This is a genomic window from Nocardioides eburneiflavus, assembly GCF_004785795.1.
Taxonomy (GTDB): Bacteria; Actinomycetota; Actinomycetes; order Propionibacteriales; family Nocardioidaceae; genus Nocardioides; species Nocardioides eburneiflavus.
In genome coordinates this window covers 2,429,309-2,444,394 of the sequence record NZ_SRRO01000001.1, presented here as the reverse complement: position 1 = coordinate 2,444,394, position 15,086 = coordinate 2,429,309, and the positions used below count along the sequence as shown (strand labels likewise).

At 70.3% G+C, this 15,086-nt stretch carries 14 protein-coding genes; 6 read left to right on the top strand and 8 right to left on the bottom strand.

What is annotated here, in order from left to right; genetic code table 11:
* Window positions 1-49 precede the first annotated feature (49 nt).
* The gene (locus EXE59_RS11435; protein WP_135839016.1) at window positions 50-1,279 is read left to right on the top strand and encodes a hypothetical protein; all 1,230 of its coding nucleotides are present in this window, start codon (window positions 50-52) and stop codon (window positions 1,277-1,279) included.
* Between the two features lie 44 nt (window positions 1,280-1,323).
* Window positions 1,324-2,091, top strand: coding sequence for a DUF4328 domain-containing protein (locus EXE59_RS11430; RefSeq protein WP_135839015.1), 768 nt, complete (start codon window positions 1,324-1,326; stop codon window positions 2,089-2,091).
* 7 nt (window positions 2,092-2,098) lie between these two features.
* On the opposite strand, the gene EXE59_RS11425 is transcribed toward EXE59_RS11430, so the two are convergent.
* From EXE59_RS11425 to EXE59_RS11415, 3 genes are read right to left on the bottom strand one after another with little or no spacing between them, the layout of a single operon-like run.
* Entirely contained in the window at window positions 2,099-2,875 is a 777-nt protein-coding gene (locus tag EXE59_RS11425) for a succinate dehydrogenase/fumarate reductase iron-sulfur subunit (RefSeq protein WP_210428966.1), read from the bottom strand.
* A complete protein-coding gene (locus tag EXE59_RS11420) occupies window positions 2,872-4,773 on the bottom strand; it encodes a fumarate reductase/succinate dehydrogenase flavoprotein subunit (RefSeq protein ID WP_246056719.1) in 1,902 nt (633 codons plus the stop codon). The genes EXE59_RS11425 and EXE59_RS11420 overlap by 4 nt, the downstream gene beginning before the upstream one ends.
* Window positions 4,774-4,793: 20 nt before the next feature.
* Window positions 4,794-5,615 carry a hypothetical protein gene (locus tag EXE59_RS11415; protein WP_135839014.1) on the bottom strand — a complete coding sequence of 274 codons (822 nt, stop codon included), beginning with the start codon at window positions 5,613-5,615 and terminating at the stop codon, window positions 4,794-4,796.
* Window positions 5,616-5,857: 242 nt separating this feature from the next.
* Here EXE59_RS11415 and EXE59_RS11410 point away from each other — a divergent pair, with 242 nt between their 5' ends.
* Genes EXE59_RS11410 through EXE59_RS11400 form a run of 3 tightly spaced genes read left to right on the top strand, consistent with a single transcriptional unit; the run spans window position 5,858 to window position 9,347 of the window.
* A complete protein-coding gene (locus tag EXE59_RS11410) occupies window positions 5,858-6,523 on the top strand; it encodes a succinate dehydrogenase cytochrome b subunit (RefSeq protein ID WP_135839013.1) in 666 nt (221 codons plus the stop codon).
* 41 nt (window positions 6,524-6,564) lie between these two features.
* Window positions 6,565-8,601, top strand: a complete 2,037-nt coding sequence (locus tag EXE59_RS11405; protein WP_135841248.1) for a fumarate reductase/succinate dehydrogenase flavoprotein subunit — start codon at window positions 6,565-6,567, stop codon at window positions 8,599-8,601.
* Window positions 8,602-8,603: 2 nt separating this feature from the next.
* Complete coding sequence (locus tag EXE59_RS11400) at window positions 8,604-9,347, top strand: succinate dehydrogenase/fumarate reductase iron-sulfur subunit (protein WP_135839012.1); 744 nt, start codon at window positions 8,604-8,606, stop codon at window positions 9,345-9,347.
* 176 nt (window positions 9,348-9,523) lie between these two features.
* Here EXE59_RS11400 and EXE59_RS11395 read toward each other — a convergent pair whose 3' ends face one another.
* The 4 genes from EXE59_RS11395 to trpS form a co-directional block, all read right to left on the bottom strand.
* On the bottom strand, window positions 9,524-10,465 hold the full coding sequence (locus EXE59_RS11395) for a hypothetical protein (protein WP_135839011.1): 942 nt from the start codon (window positions 10,463-10,465) through the stop codon (window positions 9,524-9,526).
* A 283-nt stretch (window positions 10,466-10,748) separates the two neighbouring features.
* Complete coding sequence (locus EXE59_RS11390; protein WP_135839010.1) at window positions 10,749-11,822, bottom strand: YihY/virulence factor BrkB family protein; 1,074 nt, start codon at window positions 11,820-11,822, stop codon at window positions 10,749-10,751.
* Window position 11,823: 1 nt separating this feature from the next.
* Window positions 11,824-12,333: a 2'-5' RNA ligase family protein gene (locus tag EXE59_RS11385; RefSeq protein WP_135839009.1), complete on the bottom strand. Its 510-nt coding sequence runs from the start codon at window positions 12,331-12,333 to the stop codon at window positions 11,824-11,826.
* Between the two features lie 9 nt (window positions 12,334-12,342).
* Window positions 12,343-13,362, bottom strand: a complete 1,020-nt coding sequence (gene trpS, locus EXE59_RS11380; RefSeq protein ID WP_135839008.1) for a tryptophan--tRNA ligase — start codon at window positions 13,360-13,362, stop codon at window positions 12,343-12,345.
* Window positions 13,363-13,532: 170 nt separating this feature from the next.
* On the opposite strand from trpS, the gene EXE59_RS11375 reads away from it, so the two are divergent.
* Window positions 13,533-14,768 (top strand): lipase family protein, encoded by a 1,236-nt coding sequence (locus tag EXE59_RS11375; protein WP_135839007.1) that lies wholly within the window; start codon window positions 13,533-13,535, stop codon window positions 14,766-14,768.
* Window positions 14,769-14,860: 92 nt separating this feature from the next.
* On the opposite strand, the gene EXE59_RS23760 is transcribed toward EXE59_RS11375, so the two are convergent.
* Complete coding sequence (locus EXE59_RS23760) at window positions 14,861-15,022, bottom strand: hypothetical protein (RefSeq protein WP_168218488.1); 162 nt, start codon at window positions 15,020-15,022, stop codon at window positions 14,861-14,863.
* Between the last annotated feature and the right edge of the window lie 64 nt (window positions 15,023-15,086).

Below are 15,086 nucleotides of genomic sequence, written 5' to 3'. Positions count from 1 at the left end.
GTCTGCAGCCCCATGCCCCGGGAGCGGCCCCGTCCGTACGTTCGCGACCATGGTCGACGTCCACCTCCACGTAGGGCTCTACAAGACGGGCACCACCACGATCCAGGGCGCCCTTGCCGCCACGTCGGACCAGCTCGCCCGGGACGGGGTGCTCGTCCCCGACCTCCGCGCGCAGCGGCTGGCGGCGTACGACCTGCTCGGCCAGCGCGTCGGCGGTGAGCAGCGCGGTGAGGCGGCCGGGGCGCTGGGACGGCTGCTGGAGCTCGTCGACACCCACGACGGACCGACGGTGGTGATCTCGGAGGAGGAGCTGTCCCTGGCCCGCCCACGCCAGGCCAGCCGGCTGGTGCGCGGGCTCGAGGGGCACCGGGTCTTCGTGGTGGTGGGGGCGCGGGACATGGCGCGCACGCTGGTCTCGGCGTGGCAGCAGACCGTGGTCAACGGTGGCTGCACCCCGTGGGCGGACTTCATCGCGTCGGTCCGCCGCGAGGACGGCGCTCCTCCCAGCGAGGGCGTCTCGTTCCACTGGCGGCACGACCTGCTGCGCGTCCTGGACACCTGGTCGTCGGTGGTGCCCCCCGGTCACGTCCGGTTGGTCACGGTGCCGCCGCGCGGGGCGCCCGCGGAGGCACTGCTGACCCGCTTCGCCGACGCCGTCGGCCTGCCCGGCACCTGGCCCGGGACCCACCAGTGCGTGCGCAACGTCTCCCTGGGCGCGGCCGAGCTCGAGGTGGTGCGCCGGCTCAACGCGTCGGTGTCGGACCGGCTCAACCCGGCCCAGCAGCGGTTCGTCGTCGAGGCCGGCATCCGTGCGCGCCTGGCCGGCACGACGGCGCGTCCGCTGGAGCTGCCGGAGGAGCACCTGGCCTGGGCGCGGACGTACGCCGACGGGCTGGTGCGCGAGCTCCGGCACCGCGGGCTGACCGTCCACGGCGACCTCGCCGACCTCGTCCCGGCGGACCTGGCGCCGACCGCCCCGGCGCTCGACGACGTGCCGGACGACGAGCTCCTGGCAGCGACCCAGGCCGCGCTGGTGTCGCTCGCGCTCGACCACGGCCGGTTGTTCCGCCGCTACCGGCGGGCGTTCGTCGAGGTGGAGGGACGCCTCCCCTCCGCGGTCGAGGTCCTCGGGAGCGAGGTGCGGGCAGGCGGCTTCTGGCTGCGCAAGCGTGTGGTGCACCACGCGGACCGGCACCCGCTGCTGGAGCGGGCCTCCCGGCTCTACCTCGAGCGCACCTCACCCTCGTCACGGCTGCTCCCCCGGCAGCCCGACACCTGAGCGTTTCCCCGACGCCGGGTGCCCGGGTAGGACATCATGCGGACATGACCGCCCAGGGGGAGGGTTGGTTCGCCGACCCGCAGGACGCGTCCAGGCTGCGCTGGTGGGACGGCACGCGCTGGACCGAGCACACCCACCCGGGGGCCGCGACCACCCAGTGGGACACCCCGCTTCCGCGGTGGTGGTCCGGCTTCTCCTTCGTGGTCCAGGCAGCGCTGCTCACCTGCGGCGCGGCGTCCTCCTTCACGTTCTGGGTCGACCTCGAGACCCTGGCGTTCGTCGAGGAGGTGCGGCTGCGACCCGACTCCGTCACGGTCGCCGACGGCGAACGGATCGACAGCCTCACGTCGTGGACCTCCCTCGAGGTGCTCGCGATGCTCGGGACCGGGGTGCTCTTCATCGTCTGGCTCTACACGGCCCACCGGAGCTCGCGGATGGACCGCCGGGCGACGCGCCACAAGTCCGGCTGGGCGATCGGCGGCTGGTTCGTCCCGGTGCTCAACCTGTGGCGCCCGTTCCAGATGGTCTCCGACGTGCGGCGCGGCGCGACCGGCGACGCCGACGCCCCCGTGTCGTTCCGCCAGGGCTGGTGGTGGGGCACCTGGGTCGCGCTGAGCCTCGCCTCAGGGGTGGTGAGTGCCCTCTACAGCCGCGCGGCATCGGCTCCCGCCGGCCCGGAGTACGCCGACGCGCTGGGCGACGCGACGTCGTGGGAGCGGTTGTCGAGCGTGATCAGCGTCGTCTCCGCGCTGCTGGCCGTCCTCGTGGTGCACGAGATCCGCACCCGGGTCCTCGCGCCCGCACGGGACTGAGCCCGCCTCACACCTCGGTGCGGCCGTCGTCGTCCTTGTTGCGGAGGCCGATCCTGTTGCCCAGCCACACCAGCGGGTCGTACTTCCGGTCCACGACCCGTTCCTTCATCGGGATGATCGCGTTGTCGGTGATGTGGATGCCCTCGGGGCAGACCTCGGTGCAGCACTTGGTGATGTTGCACATCCCGAGGCCGGCCGCGTCCTGGGCCAGCTTGCGGCGGTCGTGGGTGTCGAGGGGGTGCATGTCGAGCTCGGCGTAGCGGATGAAGAACCGCGGCCCGGCGAAGTGCCGCTTGTTGTCCTCGTGGTCGCGCACCACGTGGCACACGTCCTGGCAGAGGTAGCACTCGATGCACTTGCGGAACTCCTGGCCCCGCTCGACGTCGACCTGCATCATCCGGCGCTTGCCGTCGGCGTCCCGCGGGCCGAGCTCGGCATACGGGAGCTCCTTGGCCTTCTCGTAGTTGAACGACACGTCGGTGACGAGGTCGCGGATCACCGGGAACGTCCGCATCGGGGTGACGGTGATCGTCTCCGCCGGGTCGAAGTCCGAGAGCCGGGTCATGCACATCAGGCGCGGGCGGCCGTTGATCTCCGCGCTGCACGAGCCGCACTTGCCGGCCTTGCAGTTCCAGCGGATCGCCAGGTCGCCCGTCTGGGTCGCCTGGAGCCGGTGGAGGGCGTCGAGCACGACCTCGCCCTCGGACACCTCGACGGTGTAGTCGGTGAGGTCACCGCCGTCGGCGTCGCCGCGCCACACGCGCATCTTCAGGTCGTAGCTCACTTCTCAGCCTCCTTGGCTCCGACAGGCTCAGCCGGCGGCGGGTCGAAGAGCTGCTTGAGGTCGTCGGGCATCGTCGGCAGCGGCTTCTCGGCGATGTCCACCCCGGCGCCCGTCGCGTCGAGCGAGAGCACGAGGTTCTTCGCGCCCCACTCCGGGTCGGGGCCCGGGAAGTCGTCGCGGGTGTGACCGCCGCGCGACTCCTGCCGGGCCAGCGCGGCCTTGGCGATGCACTCGCTGACCAGCAGCATGTTGTGCAGGTCGAGCGCGAGGTGCCATCCGGGGTTGTACTGCCGGTGGCCCTCCACGACCATCCCGGCCGCGCGCTGCTTGAGCTGCTCGAGCGCGGCCAGCGAGGCCTCGAGCTCGGAGGCGGTGCGGATGATGCCGACGAGGTCGTTCATCGACTGCTGGAGGTCGTGCTGGATCGTGTACGGGTTCTCGCCACCTCCCCCCGAACCTGCAGGGACCTCGAAGGGCGCGAGGGCGTCGGCCTGCGCGGCCTTCACGTCCGCCTCGTCGACCTCCGGCCGGTCGCCGGCCTGGTCGAGCGACGTGGCGTGGGCCGCGGCCGCCTCGCCGGCCCGCTTGCCGAACACGAGCAGGTCGGACAGCGAGTTGCCGCCGAGCCGGTTGGAGCCGTGCATGCCGCCGCTGACCTCGCCCGCGGCGTACAGGCCGGTGACCGCGGACTGCTGGGTGTCGGGGTCGACCTCGACGCCGCCCATCACGTAGTGGCAGGTGGGGCCGATCTCCATCGGCTCGGCGGTGATGTCGACGTCGGCCAGCTCCTTGAACTGGTGGTACATCGAGGGCAGCCGCTTGCGGATGTAGTCGGCGTCGCGCCGGCTGGCGATGTCGAGGTAGATGCCGCCGTGCGGTGACCCGCGCCCGGCCTTGATCTCGGAGTTGATGGCGCGCGCGACCTCGTCGCGGGGCAGCAGCTCGGGCGGGCGGCGGTTGTTCTTCTTGTCCTCGTACCAGGCGTCCGCCTCCTCCTCCGTGTCGGCCGTCTCGGCCTTGAAGAAGTCGGGGATGTAGTCGAACATGAACCGCTTGCCCTCGGAGTTGCGGAGGATGCCGCCGTCGCCGCGGACCGACTCGGTGACCAGCAGCCCCTTCACCGACGGCGGCCAGACCATGCCGGTCGGGTGGAACTGGACGAACTCCATGTTGATGAGGTTCGCGCCTGCGCGCAGGGCCAGCGCGTGCCCGTCCCCGGTGTACTCCCAGGAGTTGGAGGTCACCTTGTAGGACTTGCCGATGCCGCCGGTCGCGAGGATCACGCTCGGCGCCTCGAAGGTGATGAAGCGGCCGGTCTCGCGCCAGTAGCCGAACGCGCCGGCGACCCGGCCCTGCCCGTCGCTGGCCTGCTTGAGGACCTCGGTGACCGTGCACTCCATGTAGACGTCGATGCCGAGCTGCACGGTGCGCTGCTGGAGCGTACGGATCAGCTCGAGGCCGGTGCGGTCGCCGACGTGCGCGAGCCGGGCGTACCTGTGCCCGCCGAAGTCGCGCTGCGAGATCAGCCCGTCCTCGGTGCGGTCGAAGAGCGCGCCCCAGTCCTCGAGCTCGAGGACCCGCTCGGGCGCCTCCTGCGCGTGCAGCTGCGCCATGCGCCAGTTGTTGAGCATCTTCCCGCCGCGCATCGTGTCGCGGAAGTGCACCTGCCAGTTGTCCTCCGGCCACCGGTTGCCGAGGGCCGCGGCCGCGCCGCCCTCGGCCATCACGGTGTGCGCCTTGCCGAGCAGCGACTTGCAGACCACTGCCGTGCGCGCACCCGCCTCGTGGGCGGCGATCGCGGCGCGCAGCCCCGCTCCGCCGGCGCCGATCACCACCACGTCGTACGTGTGGCGCTCCATGCCGCCCCGGGCCTCCGGCGACATCTCGTTGCCCGTCATCGGGTGTCGTGACTCGGTGCTCAAAAGAACCTCACGTCCTGGATCGTTCCGGTGGCGAGCAGGAAGATGTAGAGGTCGACGATCGCGACCGAGAACAGCGAGTACCACGCCCACTTCCCGTGGCTCTGGTTGAGCCGCGAGACCCACGTCCAGAGCCGGTAGCGCACCGGGTGCCTGGAGAAGTGGCGCAGCCGCCCGCCCACGATGTGGCGGCACGAGTGGCACGAGAGCGTGTAGAGCCAGATGAAGACGATGTTGGCGATCATCAGCAGCGTGCCGAGCCCCATGTGGATCCCGGAGGTCTCGCCGTCACCCAGGGCGTACTCGGCCGGCATCGGGCGGAAGGCCAGGACGGTGTCGAAGGTCAGCACCAGGCCGACCACGACGGCGGCGTACCAGAACCAGCGGTGCACGTTCTGGAGGACCAGCGGGAACCTCGTCTCGCCGGAGTAGGCCTGGTGGGGCTCGGCGACGCCGCACGCCGGCGGGCTCAGCCAGAACGCCCGGTAGTAGGCCTTGCGGTAGTAGTAGCAGGTCATCCGGAACCCGAGCGGGAAGACCAGGATGATCAGCGCCGCCGACAGCGGCCACCACGCGAACGGCTGGCCGAAGTCGGACGCGCCCTCGACGCAGTCACCCAGGCACGGCGAGTAGAACGGCGAGAGGTAGGGCGAGGCGTAGTAGTCGCGGCCCATGAACGCCCGCACGGTGGCGTAGACGACGAAGGCCGAGAACACCACGAACGTCGTCAGCGGTGCCTGCCACCACCGGTCCTGGCGCAACGTCCGCGCGTCGATCTGCGCGCGGCCCGGACTGGTCACGCCGTGGTCGGTCGATGCCATGCATCCTCCAAGAGGCCCGGGGGCGGTCGGGGCAACGCCCCCGACTATGGCCTGTGTCACACCGAGAAGGAAGGCGGCACGCTGATCCGGGTCGACGCGGTCCTCCGATCGCGGTGCAGGCGGGCGATCCGGAGCGTGGAATCTCACACGGATGCGGCGCGTCGTCGGCGTGTGACCCGCGATACCGTGACGGGGTGACGACCCAACTCACTCCCCCCCGGCTCGTGAAGGGTGCGCGGGCCATGCGCACGACGATCGCCCTCAAGCTCGGCATGGCGGTCAGCGGCTTCATCTTCCTCGGCTTCGTGCTCGCCCACATGTACGGCAACCTCAAGGCGTTCGCCGGCCACGACGCGTTCAACGAGTACGCCCACCACCTCCGCGAGCTCGGCGAGCCGATGCTGCCGCACGAGGGTGCGCTCTGGATCCTGCGGCTCGGCCTCATCCTGTCGCTGGTGGTGCACGTCTACTGCGCCGTCGTGCTGTGGCGGCGTGCCGCTCGCGCCCGCACCACGAAGTACGTGGTCAAGAAGGACACCGGCGCCACCCGCGCGAGCCTGATGATGCGCTGGGGCGGGGTGACGATCCTGGTCTTCCTGGTCTGGCACCTGCTCAACTTCACCGTCGTCAAGGTCAACCCGCAGGGCGGCGCGACGAACGACCCCTACGACCTGATGGTCGACACCTTCGACGTCTGGTGGATGACGGTGATCTACATCGTCGCGATGCTCGCCCTCGGCGCCCACCTCCACCACGGCATCTGGAGCGCCGCACAGACGCTCGGCTGGACCGGCACCGCGGCCAAGCGCCAGCGGGCCAAGACGTTCGGCTTCGTCATGGCGCTGATCGTCTCGGTCGGCTTCTCCCTCGTCCCGCTCGCCGTCCTGGCCGGCATCATCACCAAGTAAGGGGTCACCGCACAGTGAGCCACGACAGCCACGACATGGACATGCCCGACACCGTCAGCGCGGCGGAGGCCTCGGTCAGCGGGTCGCTCGACGGCGACTACGACGACGCCGCGGGCTACTACACCCCCGGTGCCCCGCTGGTCGACACCAAGGCGCCCGACGCACCGATCGCCGAGCGGTGGCAGACGCGCAAGTTCGAGGCCCGCCTCGTCAACCCGGCCAACCGGCGCAAGCTCTCCATCATCATCGTCGGCACCGGCCTGGCCGGCGCGTCGGCCGCGGCCACGCTCGGCGAGGCCGGCTACCGGGTGAAGTCCTTCTGCTACCAGGACTCCCCGCGGCGCGCCCACTCGATCGCCGCGCAGGGCGGCATCAACGCCGCGAAGAATTACAAGGAGGACGGCGACTCCGTCCACCGCCTCTTCTACGACACGGTCAAGGGCGGCGACTACCGCTCGCGCGAGTCCAACGTCTACCGGCTGGCCGAGGTCAGCACCAACATCATCGACCAGTGCGTCGCGCAGGGCGTCCCGTTCGCCCGCGAGTACGGCGGCCTGCTCGACAACCGCTCCTTCGGCGGCGTGCAGGTGTCCCGCACGTTCTACGCCCGCGGCCAGACCGGCCAGCAGCTGCTCATCGGCGCGTACCAGGCCCTCGAGCGGCAGGTCGCGGCCGGCACGGTGGAGACGTATACCCGCCACGAGATGCTCGAGCTGATCACCGTCGACGACGGCACCGGGCAGGAGCGAGCCCGCGGCATCGTCGCGCGCGACATGGTCACCGGTGAGGTGCAGACCCACGTGGCCGACGTCGTCGTGCTCGCCTCCGGCGGCTACGGCAACGTGTTCTACCTGTCGACCAACGCGATGGGCTGCAACGTCACCGCCGCCTGGCGCGCGCACCGCAAGGGCGCCTACATGGCCAACCCCTGCTACACGCAGATCCACCCGACCTGCATCCCGGTCTCGGGCTCGCACCAGTCCAAGCTGACGCTGATGTCGGAGTCGCTGCGCAACGACGGCCGGATCTGGGTCCCGAAGAACCAGGCCGACTGCGACAAGGACCCGCGCGACATCCCCGAGGAGGACCGCGACTACTACCTGGAGCGGATCTACCCCTCCTTCGGCAACCTGGTCCCCCGCGACATCGCCTCGCGTGCGGCCAAGAACGTCTGCGACGAGGGTCGCGGCGTGGGCCCGGAGGTCGACGGCGTACGCCGTGGTGTCTACCTCGACTTCTCCGCCGCCATCGAGCGGCTGGGCGAGAAGGGCATCACCGAGAAGTACGACAACCTCTTCGACATGTACGAGCGGATCACGGGCGAGAACCCGTTCGAGGTCCCGATGCGGATCTACCCCGCCGTGCACTACGTCATGGGCGGCCTGTGGGTCGACTACGACCTCCAGTCCACGATCCCGGGCCTGTTCGTCACCGGCGAGGCCAACTTCTCCGACCACGGCGCCAACCGCCTCGGCGCGTCCGCGCTGATGCAGGGCCTGGCCGACGGCTACTTCGTGCTCCCGCACACCATCCGCGACTACCTCGCGGACGGGCCGTTCGAGGAGATCACCGAGGACCACCCGGCCGTCGTCGAGGCGCGCGAGTCGGTCAAGGCGCGCATCGACCACTTCCTGTCCGTCAACGGCACCCGCAGCGTCGACTCCTACCACCGCGAGCTCGGCAACATCATGTGGGAGTACTGCGGCATGGAGCGCACGGAGACCGGGCTGAAGAAGGCGATCGACCTGATCCGTTCGCTCAAGGACGACTTCTACCGCAACGTGAAGGTCCTCGGCGGCGCCGAGACGCTCAACCAGTCGCTGGAGAAGGCCGGCCGCGTGGCCGACTTCTTCGAGCTCGGCGAGCTGATGTGCATCGACGCCCTCAACCGGCGCGAGTCCTGCGGCGGCCACTTCCGTGGCGAGTCGCAGACCGAGGACGGCGAGGCGCTGCGCCACGACGACGAGTTCGCGTACGTCGCTGCGTGGGAGTGGGCCGGCGAGGACTCCATCCCCGTCCTGCACAAGGAAGACCTGACGTACACCGCCATCGAGATGAAGCAGCGGAGCTACAAGTGAGCATGAACCTGACCCTCAAGATCTGGCGCCAGCCGGACGCCTCGTCCGCCGGGGCGATGCACACCTACCAGCTCGCCGACGTGTCCCCCGACATGTCGTTCCTCGAGATGCTCGACGTGCTCAACGAGCAGCTCAACGAGCAGGGCGAGGAGCCCATCGCGTTCGACTCCGACTGTCGCGAGGGCATCTGCGGCATGTGCGGGCTGATGATCAACGGCGACGCGCACGGCCCGGAGGTCACCACGACCTGCCAGCTGCACATGCGCTCGTTCAAGAACGGCGAGACGATCACCGTCGAGCCGTGGCGCTCCGACGCGTTCCCGGTCATCAAGGACCTCGTCGTCGACCGCAGCGCCTTCGACCGCATCATCCAGCAGGGCGGCTACATCTCGGTCAACACCGGCTCGGCCCCCGAGGCCCACTCGGTGCCCGTCCCGCGTGACGACGCGCTGCGCGCCTTCAACGTCGCCACCTGCATCGGCTGCGGTGCCTGCGTCGCGGCGTGCCCCAACGGCTCGGCCTCGCTCTTCATGGGTGCCAAGATCACCCACCTCGGCGAGCTCCCCCAGGGCCAGCCCGAGCGCGACAGCCGCGTGGTCAACATGGTCGCCCAGCACGACCACGAGGGCTTCGGCGGCTGCACCAACATCGGCGCCTGCACCGCGGCCTGCCCCAAGGAGATCCCGCTCGACGTGATCTCGCAGCTCAACAAGGACCTGCGCACCTCGATCAAGCACGGTCACTGACCGCTGACGTCCGCATCCCGCTGTCGCGACCCGAGAGCGGTGCGCCAGCCACATTCCACGAGCGTCGAATGTGGGTCGCGCACCGCTTCGGCGCGGACACCCGAGGGCTCTCCGGAGAGCGGTGCCACAGCCACATTCGGGGCGCTCGGGATGTGGCAGGGGCGCCGCTGGGCAGATCACGCCGCGCGACTGCGCCGTACGAGGTCGGAGAGTGGCTGGAACAGCGACTCCCACTGCTCTCCGAAGTCCGGTGGCGGCCCGTCGTACCCCGTCGCCACGAGCGCGGTGTGAACCAGCCTGACCGTCGCCCTGGGTGATCGCATCCGCTCCTTGGTGACCTGCTCGTAGGGCACGTCGTGTCGGCGGTAGAGCGAGTAGCGGTCGATGTCGGCGTTGTACTGGGCGCGATCATCCTGGTGGTGGCTTCCCTCGTACTCGACCGCGAGTCCGTAGTCCTCGAACCACAGGTCCGGCGTGAGCTCGACTCCCGTACGAAGCTCGATCGCCCGGTTGACGTCCGGCACGGGCAGCATGGCGAAGACCACGTACGCGAACAGCTCTGCCTCAGGGATGGATCGGCAGCGCCCCTCGAGGTGCGGCAGGACGTACGTGGTCTCCGGCACTCCGCGGCGCCACTTCTCCTCGCACAGGATCTGGTCGAGCAGGGCGACGTCGAGCCACTCCTTGTGCAGCAGGTAGCTCCCGAGCCCGATCGCATCGATGAGCCGGGCCTCCGCGCAGAAGGCCACGAAGGCGGCCTCGACGGTGGTGCCCACGTCATCGCACGGCGGCATCTTCACGGTGCGGTGGAGGAACACGCCATCGAGCACGAGGTGGTGGTCGCCCTCGACGACGAAATGCAGCGGGAACGCCGAGCCGACGTCGAGCCCGAGCTGACGCAGCCGGGTCACTCCGGTCGTACGCGCCGTGGCCGGCAACGCCAGTCGAGCTGCCTCCACGTGGTCGGTCCACGTCATCTCGTGGCTCCTGTGGACGTACACGCCCTGATGGAGGCGTCGGAACTGCACGCCTTCGAGCACGCGGGCGGTCAGCCCGACCGCACGTGCGCGGGCGCGGGTGATCGGTCGGCGCAGGAGCTCGGGAGCGACGTGATGCATGACTCCATCGCGCCATGCCCGAGCTGATCGCGCCCGCCTCCGGCGGCAGACCTGTGGAATCACCCACCAGAAGGGCGCCTGTGGATGATCATTGGCCCGCGCCAGTCCCGTTCGAGTCGCCGCTGGGACCCCGAGGAGCGGTGCGCCATCCACATTCCTGATTCGCCGAATGCGGCGCTCGCACCGCTCCGAGAGGCGACACGCGCGACAATGCCCGGAGGCGGTGGCGCAGCCACATGCAGCGGGGCGAAATGTGGCTCAGACGCCGCTCAGCGGCGGGCAGTCAGCGGCGCCGGCGGACGAGCGCGACGAGCGCGACGAGGCCGAGCATGGAGGCGGCGCCCGCGGCGAAGGCGGCCATCGGCGAGGAGGCGGGACCGGCAGCGGCGGCAGCCGGGCGTACGCCGGCGCGCGCCGCGGCGGCGAGGTCGATCCGCGGGCCCTCGGGCATCTGGTCGGCGACCGTGCGCGCCTCACGGATCGCGCGGGCCTCGGGCGAGGTGTGCGCCCACGCGGCGGCCAGGACGACGACCCGCGAGAAGTAGTTGATCCACACGAGCAGGATCAGGGCGATGCCGAACGCCTGGACCGCGGGCTGCTCGCGCGTGCCCTGCAGCAGGATGGTGGACAGCTGCTTGAGCAGCTCGAACACCACGGCGCCGAGGACGGCGCCGGACCACAGCGACCGGCTCGGCACGTCGGGGGTGGCGAGGAGCCGGAAGAAGGCGAAGAACAGCAGGGCGCTCGCCGCCAGGCCGAGGAGCAGGGCGAAGACCCACAGGAGCGGCTCCGCGCCGGCGCCCAGCCCGACGAGGTCCAGGATGGGGGTGGCGACCTTCGTCGCGATGCCGGAGACCGCCACGCTGACGACGAGCACCGAGCCGAGGATGAGCAGGGCGAGCAGGTCGCGCAGCTTGCCGACGACGAAGCTGGGCTGCTCGCGCTCGGGCTCCTCGAACACGGCCACCAGGGCAGTACGCATGCCCGAGAGCCAGCCGAGGCCGGAGTAGAGGGCGAGCAGGATGCCGACGCTGAGGATGCCCGGTGCGTTGTCCTGGAACGTCGACAGGGGCAGCTCGCCAGGGCCGTTGCCGATGATGCCCGGCAGCACGCCGTCGATCGCGGTCTCGAGGTCCTCGTCGGCGTTCTCGTAGGCCCGGGAGACGAAGCCGATCACGGCGAAGGACAGGGCCAGGATGGGGAAGAAGGAGAGGAAGGCGAAGTAGGTCACCGCGGCGGCGAGGGCGCTGCCGTTGACGTTGCCGTAGTGCTCGACCGTGCGCACGACGTGGTCGACGAGCGGTCGACGCTCGCGCACGAGCTCCACGCGGTCCTTCAGGCCCGAGACGAAGGACATGTCAGCCCAGCCCGTACTCGTGCGTGGGCTGCCAGCCGGTGTCGCTGTCGTGGACGTAGAGGCTGAACGCGTCCACGGCGAAGCGGCACTCGAAGGTGGCCAGCTCGTCGAACGCCCGGTCGAGCGTCGGGTCGTCGAGGTGGTGGGCGATCGTCACGTGGGGGTGGTAGGGGAAGTCGAGGTCCACCGCGAGCGGGCCCTGGCGTACGGCGTCGGCAAGCAGCTCGCAGTGCGAGATGCCCTCGGCCAGCGTCACGAAGACGACCGGCGAGACCGGCCGGAACGTGCCGGTGCCGCGCAGGTGGATGTCGAAGGGCTCCACGGTGGCCGCCGCGCCGGCGAGGTGGTCGGTCACCGCGGGCAGCTCGTCCTCCTCCACCTCGGCAGGCGGGATCAGCGTGATGTGCGTGGGGATCTGCGTCGCGGTCGTGTCACCGACGCTGGTGCGGTAGTCCTGGAGCTCGCTCGCCCAGGGCTCGGGAATGGCGATGGCTACTCCGATGGTGGGCACCACTCGACCCTAGCGAGTCGCGGGCAGGAAGCCGACCCGGTCGTAGACGTCGCGCAACGTCGCCTCGGCCACCGCTCCCGCACGCTCGGTCCCCTCGCGGAGGATGCGCTCGAGCTCGGTGCGGTCCTCGAGCAGCTGGCGCGTGCGCTCGCGCAGCGGCGTCAGCGTCTCCAGCACGACATCGGCGACCTCGGACTTGAGGTCGCCGTAGCCACGACCCTCGAAGGCGCTCTCCAGCGCCTCGACCTTCTCCCCGGACAGCGCGGAGTGGATCGAGAGCAGGTTGCTGACGCCGGGCTTGGCCTCGCGGTCGAAGCGGATCTCGGTCTCCGAGTCGGTGACGGCCGAGCGGAACTTCTTGGTCACCACCTTGGAGTCGTCGAGGATCCACACGCAGCCCTGGCCGCCGATGGACTTCGACATCTGCTTCTCGGGGACCTGGAGGTCGTAGATCTTCGCGGTGGACTCGAGGATGTAGGGCTCGGGCGGCCGGAAGGTCTTCTTGTAGCGGTGGTTGAAGCGGTTCGCCAGGTCGCGGGTCAGCTCGAGGTGCTGGCGCTGGTCCTCGCCGACCGGGACGTACTGCGGCCGGTAGAGAAGGATGTCGGCCGCCTGGAGGATCGGGTAGGTGAACAGCCCGACGCTGGCCGCACCCTCACCGCTCTTGGCGGACTTGTCCTTGAACTGGGTCATCCGCCGGGCCTCGCCGAAGCCGGTGAGGCACTGCAGGACCCAGCCGGCCTGGGTGTGCGCCGGCACCTGGCTCTGCACGAAGATCGTGGCGCGCTGCGGGTCGACGCCGGCCGCGACGAGCTGCGCGGCCGAGACGAGGGTGCGCTCGCGGAGCACCTTGGGGTCCTGCTCGACCGTGATCGAGTGCAGGTCGGCAATGAAGTAGAAGGGCTCGAAGTCTTCCTGGAGCGACACCCACTGCCGCAGCGCGCCGAGGTAGTTCCCGAGGTGGAACGAGTCCGCTGTCGGCTGGATACCGGACAGGACCCGCGGGCGCGAGACGGGCGACGTCGACATGGCGCCAGTCTCTCACCGCCCCCGGACGGGTCCGCGCGCGGTCCCACGCCCGTACGTCCCGGAGCCCTCGAGGCTGCGTCGTTGTGACGGACGTCACAGTGGTCGCGTGATGTGACTCACCAGTAGGTTTCGCGGAGTCGGTCGGGCGGTCCGGCCGAGGAGGGCACCACATGACATTTCGGGCAACACTCTCCACCCTGCTCAGCACCGCACTCACCACCACGTTCGCCCTCGTGGCGATCACCACGTCGCCGGCGCAGGCCGCCGTCGACGAGCCGCCCCGGCCGGCCTTCTACGAGACGCCCGCCGCCCTGCCGAGCGCCAACGGCACGGTCATCCGCAGCGAGAAGATGACCTTCCTGCTCGACCCGCTCGACGCCACCAGCCTGGTCCGCAACGCACAGCGCGTGCTCTACAAGACCACCAACCGCACCGGCAAGGCCATCGCGGTCTCCGGGACCGTGCTGGTCCCCCACGCCCCGTGGGTCGGGCTCGGCTCGCGCCCCGTCATCGGCTACTCCCCCGGCACCCAGGGGATGGCGGACCGGTGCGCGCCGTCGCGGCAGTTCTCCGAGGGCATCGAGTACGAGGGCATCGGAATCGAGGCGCTGCTGCTGCGCGGGTACGCCGTGGCGATGCCCGACTACGAGGGCCTCGGCACCGTCGGGATCCACACCTACATGGACCGTGTGTCCCAGGGCCGCGCCACGCTCGACGTCGTACGCGCCGCGCAGCGGCTCTCCGGCACCGGGCTGAGCTCGACCAGCCCGGTCGGCCTGATGGGCTACTCGCAGGGCGGCGGCGCGGCGGCGGCGGCGGTCGAGCTGGCCTCGACGTACGCGCCCGACCTCCGGGTCAAGGGCGCGGTCGTCGGAGCCGTGCCCGCCGACCTCGCCAAGGTCGCCACCACTCTCGACGGCGGCCCGTTCTCGGCGTTCGCGTTCTTCGCACTGCGCGGCCTCGCCGCGAGCTACGACATCGACCTGACGCCCTACCTCAACGCCAAGGGCGTCGAGACGATGCGCGCAGTGGAGCAGGACTGCGTCTTCGACCTCCTCGACAACGCGTTCGTGACGTCCTCGACTCTCAGCGCCAACGGGCAGCCGATGTCGGAACTGATGAAGGTTGAGCCGTTCAAGTCGGTCATCGACGCCCAGCGGATCGGCACCCTCGAGCCCCAGGTGCCGGTCCTGGTCACCCACTCAACCCTCGACGACACCATTCCCTACGCCGTGGGCAGGGCGATGGCGAGGTCGTGGTGCGGCAAGGGCGCCAACGTGCGGCTGTCCACCAACGTCGCGCCGCTGCACGTAGGCGGCATGGTGCCGCACGTCGCGGAGGCGCTGCCGTTCTTCGAGGCGCGGTTCGCCGGGATCCCGCAGCTCAGCAACTGCTGGCTGATCTGACGCGTGACCCCCGCCCCGGATCCGGGGCGGGGGTCCGCAGCGGCCAGGCAGCGTCCGGACACCCGTCCGTGCGGCGGCCCGGGCGGCGGGTCTCAGACGACCCAGCCGACGTTCTCGGCGACCAGGTCGGCGGCCGGGTAGATCCCCCGCAGCTCCTGGCGGCGCTCCAGCAGGCTCACCACGTCGCCGACGTTGCGGTCGGCCAGGAAGCGACGGCGCTCCATCTCCATCTCGATCTTCTTCTCGTCCACCATGAGTCCACCTCCGGATGATCTTCGGGCGGTTCGTCCACCCCCGCGGGTTTGATCGTTACAAACG

Excerpts from the sequence above, each read along its gene's own strand:
- EXE59_RS11435 (WP_135839016.1), top strand. The coding sequence starts at position 50 with ATGGTCGACGTCCACCTCCACGTAGGGCTCTACAAGACGGGCACCACC.
- EXE59_RS11430 (WP_135839015.1), top strand. The coding sequence starts at position 1,324 with ATGACCGCCCAGGGGGAGGGTTGGTTCGCCGACCCGCAGGACGCGTCC.
- EXE59_RS11420 (WP_246056719.1), bottom strand. The coding sequence starts at position 4,773 with ATGACGGGCAACGAGATGTCGCCGGAGGCCCGGGGCGGCATGGAGCGC.
- EXE59_RS11415 (WP_135839014.1), bottom strand. The coding sequence starts at position 5,615 with ATGGCATCGACCGACCACGGCGTGACCAGTCCGGGCCGCGCGCAGATC.
- EXE59_RS11410 (WP_135839013.1), top strand. The coding sequence starts at position 5,858 with ATGCGCACGACGATCGCCCTCAAGCTCGGCATGGCGGTCAGCGGCTTC.
- EXE59_RS11405 (WP_135841248.1), top strand. The coding sequence starts at position 6,565 with ATGCCCGACACCGTCAGCGCGGCGGAGGCCTCGGTCAGCGGGTCGCTC.
- EXE59_RS11400 (WP_135839012.1), top strand. The coding sequence starts at position 8,604 with ATGAACCTGACCCTCAAGATCTGGCGCCAGCCGGACGCCTCGTCCGCC.
- EXE59_RS11395 (WP_135839011.1), bottom strand. The coding sequence starts at position 10,465 with ATGCATCACGTCGCTCCCGAGCTCCTGCGCCGACCGATCACCCGCGCC.
- EXE59_RS11390 (WP_135839010.1), bottom strand. The coding sequence starts at position 11,822 with ATGTCCTTCGTCTCGGGCCTGAAGGACCGCGTGGAGCTCGTGCGCGAG.
- trpS (WP_135839008.1), bottom strand. The coding sequence starts at position 13,362 with ATGTCGACGTCGCCCGTCTCGCGCCCGCGGGTCCTGTCCGGTATCCAG.
- EXE59_RS11375 (WP_135839007.1), top strand. The coding sequence starts at position 13,533 with ATGACATTTCGGGCAACACTCTCCACCCTGCTCAGCACCGCACTCACC.
- EXE59_RS23760 (WP_168218488.1), bottom strand. The coding sequence starts at position 15,022 with ATGGTGGACGAGAAGAAGATCGAGATGGAGATGGAGCGCCGTCGCTTC.